We start from the raw sequence: 17,247 nt of genomic DNA on the forward strand, positions 1-17,247 counted from the left end.
CTGGAATATGATGAACTGCCAACGCTTTACCCGTGGATGGCCTTTACTGGAACAAGGGTAAGCGAAAATACCCTTTACCATGTTGAACGTTTATATACGGATGAAGATTTTATCATTACACCAAATACGAATGGAACTAATTCATATAAGTTAAAACCAGAGCTTCCATCGGTAGCATTGCAGGGATTGCTGGGCCCCGGAGATCTAAAATTTCAGGATGTTAACAATGACGGGATCATCAATACTTATGACCGTATACGTGGAGTAGGAAATCCCTATAATCCAGAAATTTCTTATGGGTTTGGTCTGAATTTCGAATATAAGCGGTTTTATATCAATTCATTTTTCCAGGGGACCGGCAATTCTTCTGTTGTGATTAACCAAAGCGGTGGAAATTTTGCGCCATTCGCCTGGGGATATGACAAGTCAAGCTTTCGGACTTTATTCTTAGACCGCTGGACGCCTGAAAATCCCTCACAAAATGTAGTGTCTCCCCGGTTGCACAGCAACAATACAACCAGTATAAGTAAAGAAGGGTCTGATTGGTGGTTGCGCAACGGAAGTTTTATCAGGTTCAAGAATTTGGAAGTAGGTTATAACATCCCGGAGAATTTTCTAAAAAAAGTAAAACTTCAAACAGTTCGGGTTTATGCGTTGGGATATAACCTGGCCGTATGGGACGATATTAAATACTGGGATCCTGAAACAGGTTCTGACAATGGAGGGATGGCTTACCCACTTCCACGATCCATTACTTTTGGAGTTGAAGTAACCTTTTAATTAAAATTAATTTTTATGAAAACAAGAATTTATAAATTTTTAATGATTTGCTGTTTATTCAGCATATCTGCATGTTCTGATTATTTAGATGTGTCAGACGAACTTGCCGGAGGATTGACTTCTACAGATGCGATTTTTGATAATGTGTCGTATACCAAAAGATGGTACAGCAATGTGTTTACCGGTATTCCAGACTATTCGATGATAGTCAGTCAGTCGGATGCATTTAATGAAGCAAATTCGGGATTGTTTAATCCATGGACTTCACTTACCGATGAGATTAATTCTAATGGACCTTACTATGCCAAAATGGGCATCTTTGACTGGAATGCAAGTACCACGAATATGCAGCGTTGGGCTTTTCTTTATAAATTGATACGACAGGCGAATATTTTTCTGGAAAAAGCCAAAGTTATAGAAGCTACTGGAACCAATGCTGAATTTTTGCCAGCTGAGGATCTTGCTTTATATAAAGCCAATGTGCGGTTTATGCGCGCCTACTATTATTATCTGCTAATGGAACAATACGGACCTGTTCCTCTTATTACAACAGCATCCGCGCTAGCAGATGACTTGGATCAGGAGAGACGTCCGATCGACGAGTTGGTTAATTTCATAGACGCGGAACTAATTGAAGCTTCGAAAGGAATGTATGGGGCAGCGCAAACTAACGAGAACCTCAAAGGGGTACCAACAAAAGGCGCTGCATTAGCTGTTCGGGCAAAATTATGGATATATGCCGCCAGTCCTTTGTTTAATGGTGATTTTGCCGAAGGCCTTGCGCTCCCAAAAACTTCAGATGGAAAAGCACTTTTCGCTCCAAAAGATGCTACAAAATGGGCTAAAGCAGTTACTGCATGCCGAGATTTTCTTGACTTTGCCGAAGCCGGAAATTATTCATTGTTTAAAGAATATACCAATTCAGTTTACGATCCTGATAAAACAATTTATGATCTTTTCCAGGTGTACAACGACGAAATTATCTGGGCAAACGTATTAACCGGCTGGGGAGGAATGACTGGGCAACTATTTGATAGAAGAGTTACCCCTATTTGTGAGCCGAGCGGGATCGGTAGTGTTGGTGTAACCCAGGAACTGGTTGACGATTTTTCGATGAAGGATGGTTTGCCCATTAAATCAAAAGATTATCTATCGGCATCCCCGTTGTACGTTGAAGATGGAACAACAGCGCTCTACAATGGCGTTCAGGTTAATAAAATGTATTTGAACAGAGAACCCCGATTTTACGCTACTGTATTCTTTTCAGGCCGTAAATGGCATATTTCGAACAGGGAAGTTCAGTTTTATCTTGGTGGAAATGCAGATCGGACCAAATCATATTACAATCTTACCGGATACGCGCTTTACAAACGGTTTAATCGTACCGTTCATATGCAAGCGCCTGGCGTAAGTTCAAAATTCCGTCCTTCGATTATTTTCAGGTTGGCAGAGTTTTACCTACTTTATGCAGAAGCACTGAACGAAGTGACTCCTAACGATCCAAATATCCTGAAATATGTGAATTTGGTTCGTGAACGCGCTGGCATTCCTAATCTTGAAGTGCTTAATCCGTCAATCAGAGGTAACCAGGAGCTGCAACGAGAGGCTATTCGCATGGAGAGTAGAATAGAACTGGCCACTGAAGGACAAAGATATTTTAATGTACATCGCTGGATGATTGCAGAAAATGAACCCGGTCAGGGAGGTGAAGGGGGCGATTTCCACGGAATGAACCTCGATGGTAATGCACAGACCTTTTACCAGCGAACCAAATTTCAGACACGCATTTTTAAACGTAAGAATTACTTTTTCCCTATCCCGTTGATAGAAATGCAAAAAAGTACGAAGCTGATTCAAAATCCCGGATGGTAATTTTCTCTATGAGGTAGTCCATAAAAGTTGACTTACAAACAAATCCACAAATATAAATTGTATGAAATTAAGATCATTAATATTAGCGATAGCACTTTTCATGGTTACAATTGGTAGCCATGCGCAGTCCATCACCGTAGGAACTTTTAATATCCGATATGATAACCAAGGCGATACAGGTAACTTATGGGTGAACAGAGCCCCTGTAGTGGCCAACCTCATCCGCTTCCATGGCTTTGATGTACTTGGAATTCAGGAAGGATTAAAAAACCAAATTGACGACATCAGTGCTGCCCTGCCTGAATTTGCAAGATATGGCATTGGTCGTGAAGATGGTAAGGATGCAGGTGAACATTCAGCTATATATTACCGGAAAGATAAGTTCAATTTGTTAAATAAAGGAGATTTCTGGTTGTCAGAAACTCCTGATGTACCTGGACTAGGTTGGGATGCCACCTGTTGCAACCGCATCTGCTCCTGGGTTTACCTTCAGGATATAAAGAGTAAAAAAACATTCTATATGTTCAATGTACATTTTGATCATCAGGGTGTGATTGCTCGCATGGAAAGTGCTAAACTGATCTTAAAAAAGATTAAAGAAATAGCTAAAAATGAACCCGTTTTATTTACCGGCGATCTGAATGGTGATCGCAGTAGCAAATGGTATCAAATACTAGCCAATTCTGGTATTTTACAGGATGTACATACTAAAGTGAAATATCCTTATGAGAATAATACATCTCTTAGTTCTTTCAAAACACCGCGTGGAATGGGTGTTATTGATCATATATTCATGACTAAACAGTTTACTGCAATAAAATGGGGTATTCTTACGGATACCTACTTCGGTAAATTTCCATCAGACCATTTTCCGGTACTGGCAGTAGTTGAATTATAGGGTTTTCGATCAGCAAATAATAAGATGTCAAAGTATAAAGGGATCCAGTTAATTACGTGTCCCTTTATACTATTTTTCTACTTTTTATAAAGATTCTTTGGATCTGAAAAAATGCACAACATCTTTAAGTTGCAAATGTAGTACCAGCTATTACTGCCATTTGTAAAATGCTTTATTCACAAATAATGCGAAACAAGGGTGCCCACCATTTTTTCAGAACGAGAAGCAGAATCAAAGGTTAAAGCAGAGAAGTTAAATAAATTCGATAACTAAACTTTTAGTTGTCTTAAAGTGGTAAAATTAAATTGCACTTAATTAGGGAAATGGATGTGCAGAAAACTGGCGGAAATAGATTTTCAATTTACAACTGTAAAAAATTCGAACAGAATGGCTTTACATGCTTTTAGTTTAGGGTATTCCGATAGAATACTTAACCCTTGAATACCTGGTCCTGATGCCATTTAAGATTTTCTAACGCAGGGCGGAATTGTAGTGCCGTTGGTAGAATGAGCTTTTGCCCCTTTAACTAATTTAAGCTATAGGCATTTATAATGTCCTCATTAATATGTTTGGATGTAACTATTGAATAGGCCGATTCGATAGTAATCAATCCTCTGTCAAAGGCACGATGCAAGTTAGGACATAGCGCCAAACCATTGTTTACTATATCATCATGGGATACACTAAAAGGCATAATATGGCAAGCATCAATAAAGCTGTGCCCAAAAGTGCTTTCCAATCTCATTCCCGTGATGCAGCAAGTGTTATTATAAACTTTAGGAATCAGTTATTAAACAAGCCTCCCCGAACGAATACATCTTCCTCTGTTTCAATTCTAACCGTTTTATACTGTACCTCTGGTTCATTTAGCACATATTCCTTTAAATCATGATAGTATCCCTCACCTAATTGTTTGTTTTCAAAATACAACTGCTGTGTTTCTGAAAAGTAAGTGGAGAGCAATCCTGATAATATAGCTTGACGGGCTGTTGGTTCGGCTAGTATTTGAAATAATTCAGGATCGAAATGCCCGTACTCCAAAACATGGATCAGCGTATTGATACTTTTAATATGGGTGTTAATCTGGCAACCAGGTTAGGCAATTAAGTGCCAGATAGAGTTGCTGCCAATCTTTTCACTCTGCAGGTAATAGAAAGGTTGTGTGAAATCAGGTTGGTGAAGGGTATTTACCAGTAACCGCCAGTTCTAGACAAAGCAACCATTAGAACCTGTATTCAGGAAATGCAGAAAAAGAATTGAAACCTTATTCGCGCAGCTGTGCGATCAGTTCATGCTCAAACAAAATTATGCAGAATCTTTAAAGGGTTTAGCCATGCGAATATTTGCCAAACTTGCCGCTGTTACTTGCCTGCAGTATATCAATAACAACAAACCCATTAATCAGCTTAAATATGCACTCGCTTTTTAATCGCACAATACGTTATAAATTATGTATGCAATATAACTAAATTAGCCCTATCACTGCAAGCAATAGGAGTGGATCCATTTCGATCTTCACAAAACGATATGGCACTTTAGTATTATGCTAAAAATAGTGTGTGATTACATTTTTCAGGATTTACTATCTAATATTTCAATAAAAATGAATGTTTTTGTAACAAGAATCCTTCCTCAAAAGGGTCTAAATAAATTGGAAGCTGCCGGATGTATGGTGAAACAGCATTCCGAAAAACGAGAACTTAGCCAACAGGAGTTGATTGACTTATGTCAGGATCAGGACTTTTTATTAAGCGCTGGGCCAATTAAGATCGACGCTAATTTCTTACAACAATGCAGTCATCTGAAAGGCATTGCATTGATGAGGGTAGGATATGATAATGTGGACATTCCCGCTGCTACTAAAAATAATATTCCGATCAGTAATACTCCGGATGTATTGAGTGAAGCCACATCTGATATTGCTTTTCTACTTATGCTGGCTGTATCTAGAAAGGCTTTTTTTATGAATCAGAGTATTGTTAGGGGAGATTGGAACTTTTTCGAGCCGACAGGTAATCTAGGGTTGGAACTCTACGGGAAAACACTGGGCATCTTTGGAATGGGGCGGATCGGTTTAAGACTAGCTGCAAAATGCAAGGCCGCCTACAACATGAATATCATTTATCATAACCGGAAACCTAATTTGGATGCTGAAAACGAGCTAAGTGCGAAATATGTTTCCTTTGATGACCTTTTAATGGAAAGCGATGTAATATCCGTTCATGCAAATCTCTCAGATCAGACTCAGGGATTATTTGATAGCGCAGTATTTAGTCGTATGAAACCATCTTCTATATTTATTAATACAGCAAGAGGTGATATCCATAATGAAGCAGATCTAACGGAAGCAATACAAAATAAGGTGATTTGGGGTGCCGGTTTAGATGTGACACAACCGGAGCCAATGGATCGAAATAATCCTTTGCTCTTCATGCCTAGTGTATGTGTCTTACCTCACTTAGGGTCGGCAACTGTAGAAACAAGGGATAAAATGGCAGTAATGGCTGCTGAGAATATTATTGCTGCTCTCCATAATCTACCTATGCCACAGATTCTTAATCCGGATGTTTATATTTCCGGTCATTTCGATTGATGGCATGCAAATAACCTAATGATGCTTTTTGTGGAGCTTCGGTTGCTTCCATAAAAAAAGGTTGCTCCTTTTTATGGAAGCAACCTTTTTTAATTAAAAATACTTTAACCGTTTAACCTTTTTCCCTCTTCAATATTGATCTTATGCAGTCTTGTGAAAAATATTCTACAATATTTAACACGCTAAGAGTATCGGCAAAACATCTTTCCAGTCAAAGCACAAATATTGTTTTCTTTATTTATCCAAATTAGTATTATTTAACATTCCATTTGAGGTGTCCAGAAATATCTTTTAGTTTCATTGATCCAGGACGAAGGGCTAAGGGTTTTAAAAAATACAATCTAACCTTAGTATTAAAATTCAGCAACATCCATTAAAGGCCTTTCTTCTTCCACTTTAAATTCAAATAATCAATATAATACAGAACCTTCACTGAGATACTATTATTCTGAGTTGCAGATAAAATACCATCCAGATTATTTGAATATTTTCGAGTATAAACATTGCTGCTTGTCTCCGCAGCATCTTTATAGGATAAGGTAAGCTCACTACCGGGTGCAAATTGCCAGGTGTAAATTAAATCTATATTGAATACATTATAATTCTTATCCAATCCTGTTAATGCGGCACCCTGATAAACATTTAATCCCCCCTGGTGATTCAACAAGTAAAATTCCTTATTCCTCCGGTCGCTCCAATAATGGCGCAGGACTACTCCTAATCCCATTTTATTACTGAAGCTGTATTTAGAATCAAAGGAGTTTTCTACTGTCTGCCGGTCGTACTTGGAAAAGACAGCCTGATCTCCCTGTGCTGTTACCCAGTTTACATAGTTATAATTGGGGTTAAAATTAAGATCTAACCCAAAGGAAAGTTTATCATTCCATCTTAAATTCTGGAAAAAATAGAAATTATATTCTTTTCCTTTCAATAAATCCTGATGCCTGTAACGCACATTGCCACCAAAATTATAAGCTTTTGCACGATTAGGATTCACATAAATCGCTATGTCGTAGTTCTCGGGAGTCTTATATACCTGTCCATTGCGTGCCTCGTAAAAGTCGTTATTCACAGCATTATAATTCAGGTCAACCTCTAAAGACCAAAAGCTTTTAAATTGAACATAAGAGCCGGCATATGCATATAAACTTTGATAGTCTACAGGAACAACCCTTCTCGAATACGTTAAGCCAGTCCAGCTTTGCCATTGATTATACCATTTATGGGGTTTGTAAATATTGTAAGCCAAGTTTAAACTATGATTTAAAAAATTGTTATTCGTAAAGAAGCCCATATCCGATGGATCAAATTGATCATCAGCATATTGCTGCAAGTAACTCCAGATAAAATTGCCACTTTGTTTACCTGCCTTGAATTCATAATTGAAACCCGTACTGCTGGTTGTCCCTTTTGTATAGCTCATTTTGCCACTTCCATTCACAAAATATACGTTCTTTTTATCGTTCAGATTAAATAGCAAGCCAGTTACATTGGCATCATAAGTTGAGCCGCGTCTCAACACATTAGTATTGATAAATGTAGCAGAGCTGTTGTTTTTAAGCGACTGATCAAATACCAGGATATTATAATTCGTTAAAGGCTGGGTCTCCACTTCCCTGGTATTCCCTTCCTGATCTTCCACCAGGGTCTGCATGCTGTTGGTTATCGCATTGAATAAACCAACTCCAAAACCTTTAGCCGTACGCCCTGAAATCTTTGTAGCGTTAAGTACTTTTGTTTCAGTCTGATCTTTAATTACTTTCTCATCGTCTTTTATTCCCGAGTCATTGTAATACGAAGGAATAGAACCGATCCGTTTTGAATAAAATAAGTCCCCTTTATTAAATAATTCAGTTCCTTCCGTAAAGAACTGCCGGTTCTCATTAAACTTTACCTCAAAAGGGGTTAGGTTAAGAATCCGGTTATCTGACTGTACCTGCCCAAAATCAGGAACCAAAGTCATGTCTAACGTAAAGCTGTTATTAATGCCATATTTAACATCCATACCCCCGTTAAACGAGGAAGTCGTGTTTTTTACTCCTGGTAAATTTGCAGGATAATGGGTCACGTAGCTGGATATATAGGGCGAAAAGGATAACCGCAGCGGTGGCTTGATGTCTTTTAACCCTGTGAGTGTACCTTCTTGATTTATAAAGCCATTTACCTTGGGATCTACAAAGTTCCAAAAGGTCTTCACGTTCGCTAAAGCTCTTTTCCTGCACATGTTTACGCCCCAGTTTTGTGTCGGTTTACCCGAAAAGCGTAAAGCAGAATAGGGAATCTTCATCTCGCAGGTCCAGCCCAGACTATCAATTTTTACTGCACTTTCCCAAACTGCATTCCAGTTAGGATCTTCATCCATATCCGGTGAATATTTAGCGTCAAACTGCACTCCTGCAGCAGTTACAAAGAATCCATTAGCATTTCTTTTATCCAGGAAGGTGTCGAATATGACACTTATAAAATCTGCAGTGCCTATATTGTCACGTGTGACGAGTTCATGCGCTACACTATCCGGGCTTTCATACATCCGAGCATAAAAATACACGGCAACATCATCATATATCAGTTTAATCTCTGTTCTTCTGTCCTTTGTTTCTATCCGTCCTGGTACTGGATTTGCCTCCACAAGGTCTGTCGCTATAGGCAAGCCGACCCAGCAATTATCATCTAGAATCCCATCTATTTTGGGTGTCTGCTCGGTTCGGCTAGCCGGAAATTCTCTTGGTTTAGCCAGATTCTGACCAAAGGCATAACTCGAAATAAGTAGCAATAGTATTAGAATTTTCATATAAGATTCAATAGGGTTATGATTGCTCTTTTCAGCAGAAGGGTACAACAAGTCAGGGAAATATTTTAAGGCAAATAAGGCAACAGTATTCCCTTTGTAGCTCTCTATATACTCTTAACAGGAGTGTATATGGAGCGTACATCGGTATACGACCATCCAGAAAACGTTGATTATTTCAGGCCTAAAGCCTTAATTTCCACATATTTTTCGACACTTGATAAATTGTGCCCTTTTTTCTTCATCGCAGCAATATAATCAGGAGTAACTCCTACTGCTTTTGCTGAGGTAAGTTCATCAACAGTGATATTAGGATAGCCAATCGTTTTATATTCTTTTATTTCTTCGGGAGTTACGCCTAGTGCCTTGAGGGCAATCACTTCCTCACTTGAAATGTTTTTAAAGCCAGCCGCCTGTAACTTGTTTACAAAATCAGGCGTAACATTCAATGCTTTCATACCTATGAGATCCTCATTTGAAACCGCATAACCAATTTGCTTAAAGCCTTTTATATACGCAGGATCAATATTCATCGCCTTCATCGCTACCAGATCATCAATTGAAGGTAACTCCGAATCAGATTTCAATTCCTTATCCTCACTTATTGCCGCCTTATCTTTCTTTTGCGTAGAAATATCTTTTAATCGTGTTGCCTGGTCTGCTTTTCTAGAATTTGCTATAAAATCTCCATCAATTCCCTGCGATTTGAATGTGATGAGTTGGGATACCGTTAAATCTTTGTATCCCGACTTTTTGATATCCTTAACATATTCGCCGTCTACTCCCAATGCTTTTAAAGTAACAAGGTCTTCCAGACTCACATCTGAAAATCCATTTGACTTGATATCCGTGATAAATTTCTCATCCACCTTCAAAGCAACCAGTGGAATCAAGTTATCTTTAGTGAATTTCTGATATCCTTGCTTTTTTAACATCGTGAAATACGATTTTTTCATATCGATAGCGAAAAACATAATCGCATCCTGATTCTCATTTAAATCAATACCTTCTTTTTTCAGATAACTAAAATACTCCTTGTTCGGGTTAAATTTATAAGTACCCATCCCCATATTACCATTGAATTTCCCATTGAAAAGAATTGTTCCAGCTTCTCTACTCAATTCAAAATCACCTTCCTTTTCTCTTGGCAAGCTTTTAAACTCATCCAGAAGGAACGTGGAACTACTGCTTTCTTTTTCTTCCTGATCCTTCTCAAAACGGATCAGTACTTTATTGTTTTTGATCGTAGCAAACCATACTCCCTCATTAGCAAATGACTGATTGTAAGTTAAGCCTTTATCATGCGAAGTAATGAGCATATCTGGTGTTCCATAAGCAGCCGGCTCATTCAGAAAGCATACAAATGCCATAAATAAGGGAACAATACATAAATATTTCCAGGTGGTATTGAGACTTGATTTTTTAGCGTTCATCATGATTAAGCGTTTTTTTAATACAGACTGATTGTAATTTGTAGTTAGACTCACAGGAAAATGAGGAGCAGAAACTTTCACGAGGCTCAACTGATAACTGCCAGGATCTACCTCCTTATGTTCGAGCAGTTCATTATCTGTTAAAAACTCCAGGTTATCTTCCACCGCTTTGCGGTAAAGCCAGGCAAAAGGGTTGAACCATTGAAATACCAATGCCAGCTCAGCAAAAATAATATCGTAACTATGTCCTTGTTGTATATGCACCTTTTCATGCAGGATGATCTGGCTGTAGGTATCCCAATCATATTTTTCGGGATTGATGAATATGGTATTCCCGAACGAACAAGGGGCTTGTTCACCCGAAAGCTCCACTATCCTGAATCTTCCATCCTGTATTACCGGTCTCGAATAGGATCTGTAAATCAGGGTAATGAGTTGTACGATAAAGTTGATCGAAAATATAGCTACTCCAATCCAGTACAAGCCTATCAGCAGGTCAGAAGACGAAATATTGCCAAAAAAGCTGTTCTTTACTGGAACCTCATTTTGGACTACAACCTGAGCTCCAGATTCCTCCTGAGTAACCGTATTTGCATCAGGAATTTGCTTCATTACAGTGGTTTCTGTTGCCGATTTCCTGAATGACCACTGTGGTGGCAAATGAATTAGTGGCAACAGAAAAGCAAACATCAGACAGGTGAGCAGCATAAATCTGTTGAGTCTGAAAAATGTTTCGTTATGTAACAGCACTTTATAAAAAACAAGTATGATTCCGATTATAAGTGCAACTTGCAGCAGGTATACAATCATGGCTTTTTAGATTTAATGAGTGTTAGTATTTCTGAAAATTCTTCTTCTGAAAGGTTTTGTTCCTTGGCAAAAAAGGCTAGCATTCGCGGATAGGAATTGTCAAAATATTGATTTACTACATCTTTAAGGGCAAATTTCTGATAGTCTTCTTTTCCAATCACAGGGTAGTAATAAAACATATTGCCGACGATTTCATGGTTTAAAAATCCTTTTTCTTCAAGAATTTTGACCATCGTAGCCACACTGTTATAATGTGGTTTCGGTTCAGGCAGCAATGGGATGATGTCTCTTATAAATGCTTTTTCGACTTCCCAAAAAACCTGCATAATCTGTTCTTCTCTTTTTGCTAATTTGACCATCACGCTAATTATTGATATACAAATGTACTACTAATAGACTAATAGTAAAACTAATAGATTAGTAGATATGTAACATTGTTGATACATATATTTATATTCAACTGATCTAAAGATGATTGGTAGAAAAGGAAATAGCTTGATGGGGTTGCATCAAATCGAAAAAGAGGATCGGAGCATTAAAATTGGCTTACTTATTAATGGAATATGGGGTCTAACCTATCTTAATTAAGGTGCTTATGGCCGTGCTTTTTTAATGATGCCCTTAATTACTTTATCTAATTGGTTGCTGCTTTCTTCCAGCATTGATAGTATAGAGTTTAGATTAGGGCCTAGATCCATGTTTTTCATGATATTAACCAGTCCCATAATATTAGCCAGGGGGGCTCTTACAATATGAGATTGTTCGAATGCAATAGCATTTAGTTTCTCCTTTTTATTTTTTAAAGCTTTTTCTATGGTTAAAACCTGATTCTTTGCATTTGTAAATTCTGTAATATCATAACCCAGGCAGAATACCCCGGTAGGTTCACCATTTTCAACCATTAAAGTAAATTCCCATTGCGTAACAATATAACCTCCCTCTCCATCATGCTTGCGCAGTGTAGCTGGAAAGAGTTTACCAGGTTCATCGTAACATTTCTTGCCTACCTCTTCGCAAATTTTGGTATCATCAGGATGCATCGTGATGTAATAAGGGTGCCCGACAAAATCTGATTTTATAAAATTGAAACGGTTAGCGTAATGGTTGTTGATGTAGCTGTAGTTGCCAATATTATCTGTACAAATAATATAGTAAAACTTGGAATTGTGAAGTAAGTCCTTAGTGGCTTTAAGGTCAAATGCAGCGTGAATAGCACTCATAGTACAAGCTTAATCATTTAGTGGGTGTAATAATTTGTTAATATGAATTACTTTAAAAAATAGTTTCATGGGAATTGTAATCTGCTAATAGGTAACACCATGGGAATGTAATTATTTTGTTATGTGGAATAAAAAACATCATTTCTAATTGAACAAGCTTATGAGGAGATTACAAGTTTTTGAGCAAACATTTCACTTAATCTTTGATATAGGTCAGGATGTTTATCTTGTAAACGATCGGGCTTTTCGAAGAAATACTCTGCTGCTACAGCTAAAAACTCCGCTTCATTGGTTAAGGCATAAGGGTTTATGTCCGATTTGCCGGTCTCTATATGATGCATTTCCTTGTGCATCATCTTAAGCCAGGGAAGAGCATAGTCATGTGTCATGAGCTGCTCAGGAACACCATCGGTTGATCCATCTGCTTTATCCAGCAGATGTACAAATTCATGAATAGCTGCATTCTCTTTGCCCGACGACTTAGAAAACCCTCTAATCAAAGCTTCTCTGGATAAGAGCATTTGACCATTCATATACCCCGATCCTACCATGCCCATAATATTGCGACTTTCGCCTTCAAACTGAAACTCACCATTAAAGGTATCTGGATAAAGAATCACATTCGTTAGATTTTTGTAACGCCATTCTTTAAAGCCAAAAATGGGAATCACAGCACTTGAAGCAATCAACGTACGATCCATGTCAGTGATTTCAGTTCCTACCCCTTCAATCCGAACGGCCTTTAAAAACTCTTGTACCATAGTCTCAAAGGATGCTTGTCCGGTTTGATCCAGCTTTTGGTAGTAAGCAACATTTTCGGCCAGCAAATCCTTATAATTAGCAGGAAGCAATTCAGGAGTCTCAGCTAGCGGTTTTTTCCTGAATATAAAAAAACTGACAATTGCCAGTAGAAAAAGAATAGAAAATATGATGGCCATGGTTCAAAGTATTAAGAGGTCAGTAAAGATTCCAGTTGACTAGCAATAGCTTTTAATAGATCAATGTTGATTTTTTTGCCTTCTTTTTCTAAATGTCCAGGACTGATCAATGCCCGGTAATGGCGCTCTTCATCAGGTTCAAAGGAGATAAGAAGATCATTTACCAGAACTTCAATTTTATGTAAGTAGCCGGTTTGAACTAAACGGGCCTCGAATTCAAGTTCATTTCCCTGATAATTAATTGGTATATAAAAAGAATCATCCATAAAAAATTGTTTGATTTTGAAGGTTTAAATATAAAGGATTCTATTGCATTTATTGGATTAATATTAGCCTGTATAATGAAAGGAGGAAGCCTGGATATCAAAATACTACTTTCTGAATCGCATTCAATACTCCCTATTAAGCATTCATTCTGCATTTTAATTTAAAATTTTACATTTAAACCATGGAATTATAATCCATGGATTGTAATTTTGAATCAATGGATATCGAAGACGAATTACACCATCATTTCATCAATCCACAACAAAAGGTTGCAACGAATATTATATTCACCTCTAACTGGATTTTGAATAGAATAGCAGTTGCGCTAAAGCCTACAGGACTGTCGCTTCAACAGTTTAATGTGTTGAGCATTTTACATGGGCAGCCAAATCAAACGGCTACGGTTAACTTAATTAAGGACCGTTTGATTGACCGGATGCCTAACGTGTCACGCCTGGTAAACAAACTCATGGAAAAGGGTTTAATTGAAAAAGAGCGGAATGTACTGGATCAGCGCGTTGTTTATATCAAATTAACCGCAAAGGGGCTGGTATTGAAAGATCAGGCGCGGGGAATTATCGACCAGGGAATTATTGAACTGAACAAGGATGATTCGAACGTATTAAATACGCTATTAGAAAAAGTAAGGAAAGAGAATACATAAATAATTTTGGCATGGATCTGATCCGTGAAATAAAAAAACAATCATGAATAAAATAATTTTATTAGACAAAAGACCCGTTGGCAAGGTGAGCCTAAACGATTTTAAATTTTTACAAAGTGAAATTCCTCAACCTAAGGAAGGCGAGATCTTATTAAAAACTTTGTATGTTTCTGTAGATCCTTATTTAAGGGGACGAATGAATGATTCAAAGTCATATGTACCCCCTTTTCAGCTTAATGAGCCAATACAATCCGGTATTGTAGCAAAGGTTGTCAAGACCAATAATGCGGCATTTAAAGAAGGTGATATCGTTTCGGGTAGCCTAAAATGGCAAGAATACCAGGTTTCTGCAGGTACAGGTTTAAACAAGATTGAATCAGATGGAAATAGTTTGACAGCCTACCTGGGTATATTAGGTATGACAGGCCTGACCGCTTATTGTGGACTTTTGGAGATAGGCAAACCAAAGGCAGGCGAAACTTTAGTAATATCAGGAGCAGCCGGAGCTGTAGGTAGTGTCGTGGGTCAGATTGGTAAACTATTAGGTTGCAGAGTGGTAGGTATAGCAGGAACAGATGAGAAAGTGGAGATGCTTAAATCTGAATTTCATTTTGACGCAGCTATAAACTATAAAACTACACCTGATTTGAAAAAAGCAATTCAAGATGCTTGTCCGGATGGAGTAGATATTTACTTTGATAATGTTGGTGCTGAGATCTCGGATGCCGTATTAGTAAACATTAACAAATTTGCAAGAATTCCGGTTTGCGGAGCTATCTCGCTTTATAATGGAGACACATCATCTAATGGGTTACGCATATCGTCTGTCCTGGTAACGAAATCCGCGCTGATGCAAGGTTTTATTGTATCTAATTATGCGGATAAATTTCCAGCGGCGATTAAACAATTGACGGCATGGGTTAAGGAAGGGAAGCTAATTTCTTCAGAAACAATTGAAGAAGGGTTTGATCATATTCCGCAGGCTTTTATCGACCTGTTTGACGGTAAAAATAAAGGTAAAATGATTGTTGATTGTACAAATTAATAAAATAAGACATGTTAAATTTTGAATTTAAGAATCCAACTAAAATACTTTTCGGGAAAGGTCAGATAGCAAATCTTGCGAAAGAAATACCACAGAACGCTAAAATATTAATGTTATATGGCGGAGGAAGTATTAAGAAAAATGGAATCTATGAAAGGTAAAAAAAGCGTTGACAGGTTTTACTGTTGTCGAGTTTGGTGGCATTCCAGCTAATCCGGAATACGCGGTTTTAATGGATGCACTACAAATTATCAAGGAGCAGGATATTACCTATCTGCTGGCTGTCGGTGGCGGTTCTGTAATTGATGGTACTAAGTTTTTATCATCTGCAGCGTTGTATGAAGGTGACAGTCCCTGGGAAATTTTAACCAATAGTATTAAGACAGAGAAGGGAATGCCTTTCGGTACCGTGCTTACTTTACCGGCAACAGGATCGGAAATGAACTCTGGAGCAGTGATTACCCGTGCAGAAACACAGGAGAAGTTTGCTATGGGAGGTCCGGGTTTATTCCCTCAATTCTCTATCCTTGACCCTGAAGTGGTACAGTCTATTCCCAAACGTCAGTTGGTAAACGGAATTACGGATGCATTTACTCATGTTCTGGAGCAGTATATGACCTATCCCGCTCATGCTAATTTGCAGGATCGCTTTGCTGAAGGTATTATGTTAACCCTTATTGAGGTTGGACCTGAGGTGATTAAAAATCCTTCTGACTATGATGCTGCTTCTAATTTTATGTGGAGTTGCACTATGGCTTTAAACGGATTAATTCAAAAAGGAGTTCCTACGGATTGGGCTGTACATGCAATGGGTCACGAGTTAACAGCCCTTTTTGGTATCGATCATGCCCGTACACTTGCCATCATAGTGGCCAATCATTACCGGTATAATTTTGAGTCTAAGAAGGAAAAGTTAGCTCAGTATGGTAAACGTATCTGGGGAATTACAGAAGGAACGACAGATGAAATCGCCGAAGCGGCAATTGTAAAAACAATAGCGTTTTTCCATTCGATGGAGATTAAGACTACCCTTTCTGAATATACGGATGATTTTGAAGGTACAGCAGCTAAAATTGCACAGCGATTTACAGACCGTGGCTGGTTGGGTTTAGGGGAGCATAAAAACCTTAAACCTGCAGATGTTGAACAGATTATTGAAATGAGTTACTAAAACTAAAAGAAAAATATATGAAAGTATTAATGGTATTAACGTCACATGGTGACCTTGGCAATACAGGTGAAAAGACAGGTTTCTGGATTGAAGAGTTTGCGGCTCCATATTATGTCCTTTCTGATGCAGGAGTAGCCGTAACGATTGCCTCTCCAAAAGGAGGACAGCCTCCTATTGATCCTAAAAGTGCTTCCCCTGATGCACAAACTCCTGCTACTATTCGTTTTGATCAGGATCAGGATTTAAAAAGCAAATTAGCTAAAACACATATCCTTTCTGAGTTGAATGAGGGCGATTATGATGCTGTTTTCTATCCCGGTGGACATGGTCCTTTATGGGATCTGGCAAATGATACGGATTCCATTGCTCTGATTGAAGCGTTCTATAAAAATAATAAACCTGTTGCTTTGGTATGTCATGCCCCTGGCGCATTGATTAAAGTGAAAGCGCCAAATGGTGATCCTTTAGTAAAAGGAAAAGAGGTAACTGGATTTTCAAATACAGAGGAAGAAGCAGTACAATTAACTAAAATAGTGCCTTTTCTACTGGAAGATGAAATGAAAAAGTTAGGGGGACACTATAGCAAGGGACCAGATTGGGGAGTTTATGTGAAGAAGGATGGTCTTTTAATAACAGGACAGAATCCGGCTTCCTCAGAAGAGGCTGCTAAACTGCTTTTAGAAACGTTAAAAGAGAATAAATAATTGAAGAGGTTATTTCGTTAATTAAAATAACCTAGCATTTAATTTTTGATTTACTCCTATTAAT

15 protein-coding genes and 2 pseudogenes are annotated in these 17,247 nt (G+C 38.1%); 9 read left to right on the top strand and 8 right to left on the bottom strand.

Translation table 11 applies throughout. The features are described from left to right. The 3 genes and pseudogenes from ADIARSV_RS21790 to ADIARSV_RS04080 all read left to right on the top strand — a co-directional run. A pseudogene (locus ADIARSV_RS21790) lies at window positions 1-780 on the top strand (SusC/RagA family TonB-linked outer membrane protein); the annotation flags it as partial. A 15-nt stretch (window positions 781-795) separates the two neighbouring features. Beyond that, window positions 796-2,652: a RagB/SusD family nutrient uptake outer membrane protein gene (locus tag ADIARSV_RS04075; protein WP_016194119.1), complete on the top strand. Its 1,857-nt coding sequence runs from the start codon at window positions 796-798 to the stop codon at window positions 2,650-2,652. A gap of 61 nt (window positions 2,653-2,713) precedes the next feature. Beyond that, the gene (locus ADIARSV_RS04080) at window positions 2,714-3,550 is read left to right on the top strand and encodes an endonuclease/exonuclease/phosphatase family protein (RefSeq protein ID WP_040299039.1); all 837 of its coding nucleotides are present in this window, start codon (window positions 2,714-2,716) and stop codon (window positions 3,548-3,550) included. Between the two features lie 526 nt (window positions 3,551-4,076). On the opposite strand, the gene ADIARSV_RS23125 is transcribed toward ADIARSV_RS04080, so the two are convergent. Further along, entirely contained in the window at window positions 4,077-4,337 is a 261-nt protein-coding gene (locus ADIARSV_RS23125) for an HNH endonuclease (protein ID WP_394331142.1), read from the bottom strand. Continuing rightward, window positions 4,334-4,591 carry a hypothetical protein gene (locus tag ADIARSV_RS20400; protein ID WP_016194123.1) on the bottom strand — a complete coding sequence of 86 codons (258 nt, stop codon included), beginning with the start codon at window positions 4,589-4,591 and terminating at the stop codon, window positions 4,334-4,336. The genes ADIARSV_RS23125 and ADIARSV_RS20400 overlap by 4 nt, the downstream gene beginning before the upstream one ends. Window positions 4,592-4,766: 175 nt before the next feature. Between ADIARSV_RS20400 and ADIARSV_RS22360 the strand changes: the two are divergent. Beyond that, window positions 4,767-4,979: pseudogene (locus ADIARSV_RS22360) on the top strand (IS982 family transposase); the annotation flags it as partial. Window positions 4,980-5,153: 174 nt separating this feature from the next. Beyond that, window positions 5,154-6,143, top strand: a complete 990-nt coding sequence (locus ADIARSV_RS04090) for a 2-hydroxyacid dehydrogenase (protein ID WP_016194125.1) — start codon at window positions 5,154-5,156, stop codon at window positions 6,141-6,143. Between the two features lie 373 nt (window positions 6,144-6,516). Here the strand turns inward: ADIARSV_RS04090 and ADIARSV_RS04095 are convergent, their stop codons facing one another. From ADIARSV_RS04095 to ADIARSV_RS04120, 6 genes are all read right to left on the bottom strand, one after another. After that, window positions 6,517-8,934: a DUF5916 domain-containing protein gene (locus tag ADIARSV_RS04095; RefSeq protein ID WP_016194127.1), complete on the bottom strand. Its 2,418-nt coding sequence runs from the start codon at window positions 8,932-8,934 to the stop codon at window positions 6,517-6,519. A 170-nt stretch (window positions 8,935-9,104) separates the two neighbouring features. Continuing rightward, window positions 9,105-11,174: a M56 family metallopeptidase gene (locus tag ADIARSV_RS04100; protein WP_040299040.1), complete on the bottom strand. Its 2,070-nt coding sequence runs from the start codon at window positions 11,172-11,174 to the stop codon at window positions 9,105-9,107. After that, on the bottom strand, window positions 11,171-11,533 hold the full coding sequence (locus ADIARSV_RS04105; RefSeq protein ID WP_016194129.1) for a BlaI/MecI/CopY family transcriptional regulator: 363 nt from the start codon (window positions 11,531-11,533) through the stop codon (window positions 11,171-11,173). Before ADIARSV_RS04105 ends, ADIARSV_RS04100 begins: the two co-directional genes overlap by 4 nt. A 234-nt stretch (window positions 11,534-11,767) precedes the next feature. Continuing rightward, a complete protein-coding gene (locus ADIARSV_RS04110; RefSeq protein WP_040299041.1) occupies window positions 11,768-12,394 on the bottom strand; it encodes a PAS domain-containing protein in 627 nt (208 codons plus the stop codon). A 158-nt stretch (window positions 12,395-12,552) separates the two neighbouring features. Further along, entirely contained in the window at window positions 12,553-13,332 is a 780-nt protein-coding gene (locus tag ADIARSV_RS04115; protein ID WP_016194132.1) for a M90 family metallopeptidase, read from the bottom strand. Between the two features lie 11 nt (window positions 13,333-13,343). Next, on the bottom strand, window positions 13,344-13,598 hold the full coding sequence (locus ADIARSV_RS04120) for a hypothetical protein (protein WP_016194133.1): 255 nt from the start codon (window positions 13,596-13,598) through the stop codon (window positions 13,344-13,346). A gap of 197 nt (window positions 13,599-13,795) precedes the next feature. Between ADIARSV_RS04120 and ADIARSV_RS04125 the strand changes: the two genes are divergently transcribed. The 4 genes from ADIARSV_RS04125 (at window position 13,796) to ADIARSV_RS04140 (ending at window position 17,183) form a co-directional block, all read left to right on the top strand. Next, window positions 13,796-14,263, top strand: a complete 468-nt coding sequence (locus ADIARSV_RS04125; protein WP_235048357.1) for a MarR family winged helix-turn-helix transcriptional regulator — start codon at window positions 13,796-13,798, stop codon at window positions 14,261-14,263. A 43-nt stretch (window positions 14,264-14,306) separates the two neighbouring features. Continuing rightward, complete coding sequence (locus tag ADIARSV_RS04130; RefSeq protein ID WP_016194135.1) at window positions 14,307-15,308, top strand: NADP-dependent oxidoreductase; 1,002 nt, start codon at window positions 14,307-14,309, stop codon at window positions 15,306-15,308. A gap of 169 nt (window positions 15,309-15,477) precedes the next feature. Continuing rightward, window positions 15,478-16,479 (top strand): iron-containing alcohol dehydrogenase, encoded by a 1,002-nt coding sequence (locus ADIARSV_RS04135; protein ID WP_016194137.1) that lies wholly within the window; start codon window positions 15,478-15,480, stop codon window positions 16,477-16,479. A 17-nt stretch (window positions 16,480-16,496) separates the two neighbouring features. Beyond that, complete coding sequence (locus ADIARSV_RS04140; protein WP_016194138.1) at window positions 16,497-17,183, top strand: type 1 glutamine amidotransferase domain-containing protein; 687 nt, start codon at window positions 16,497-16,499, stop codon at window positions 17,181-17,183. The last annotated feature ends 64 nt before the right edge of the window (window positions 17,184-17,247 follow it).

Origin of the sequence: Arcticibacter svalbardensis MN12-7 (assembly GCF_000403135.1) — a bacterium.
Classification (GTDB): Bacteria; Bacteroidota; Bacteroidia; order Sphingobacteriales; family Sphingobacteriaceae; genus Arcticibacter; species Arcticibacter svalbardensis.

Excerpts from the sequence above, each read along its gene's own strand:
- ADIARSV_RS04075 (WP_016194119.1), top strand. The coding sequence starts at position 796 with ATGAAAACAAGAATTTATAAATTTTTAATGATTTGCTGTTTATTCAGC.
- ADIARSV_RS04080 (WP_040299039.1), top strand. The coding sequence starts at position 2,714 with ATGAAATTAAGATCATTAATATTAGCGATAGCACTTTTCATGGTTACA.
- ADIARSV_RS04090 (WP_016194125.1), top strand. The coding sequence starts at position 5,154 with ATGAATGTTTTTGTAACAAGAATCCTTCCTCAAAAGGGTCTAAATAAA.
- ADIARSV_RS04095 (WP_016194127.1), bottom strand. The coding sequence starts at position 8,934 with ATGAAAATTCTAATACTATTGCTACTTATTTCGAGTTATGCCTTTGGT.
- ADIARSV_RS04100 (WP_040299040.1), bottom strand. The coding sequence starts at position 11,174 with ATGATTGTATACCTGCTGCAAGTTGCACTTATAATCGGAATCATACTT.
- ADIARSV_RS04105 (WP_016194129.1), bottom strand. The coding sequence starts at position 11,533 with ATGGTCAAATTAGCAAAAAGAGAAGAACAGATTATGCAGGTTTTTTGG.
- ADIARSV_RS04110 (WP_040299041.1), bottom strand. The coding sequence starts at position 12,394 with ATGAGTGCTATTCACGCTGCATTTGACCTTAAAGCCACTAAGGACTTA.
- ADIARSV_RS04115 (WP_016194132.1), bottom strand. The coding sequence starts at position 13,332 with ATGGCCATCATATTTTCTATTCTTTTTCTACTGGCAATTGTCAGTTTT.
- ADIARSV_RS04120 (WP_016194133.1), bottom strand. The coding sequence starts at position 13,598 with ATGGATGATTCTTTTTATATACCAATTAATTATCAGGGAAATGAACTT.
- ADIARSV_RS04125 (WP_235048357.1), top strand. The coding sequence starts at position 13,796 with ATGGATTGTAATTTTGAATCAATGGATATCGAAGACGAATTACACCAT.
- ADIARSV_RS04130 (WP_016194135.1), top strand. The coding sequence starts at position 14,307 with ATGAATAAAATAATTTTATTAGACAAAAGACCCGTTGGCAAGGTGAGC.
- ADIARSV_RS04140 (WP_016194138.1), top strand. The coding sequence starts at position 16,497 with ATGAAAGTATTAATGGTATTAACGTCACATGGTGACCTTGGCAATACA.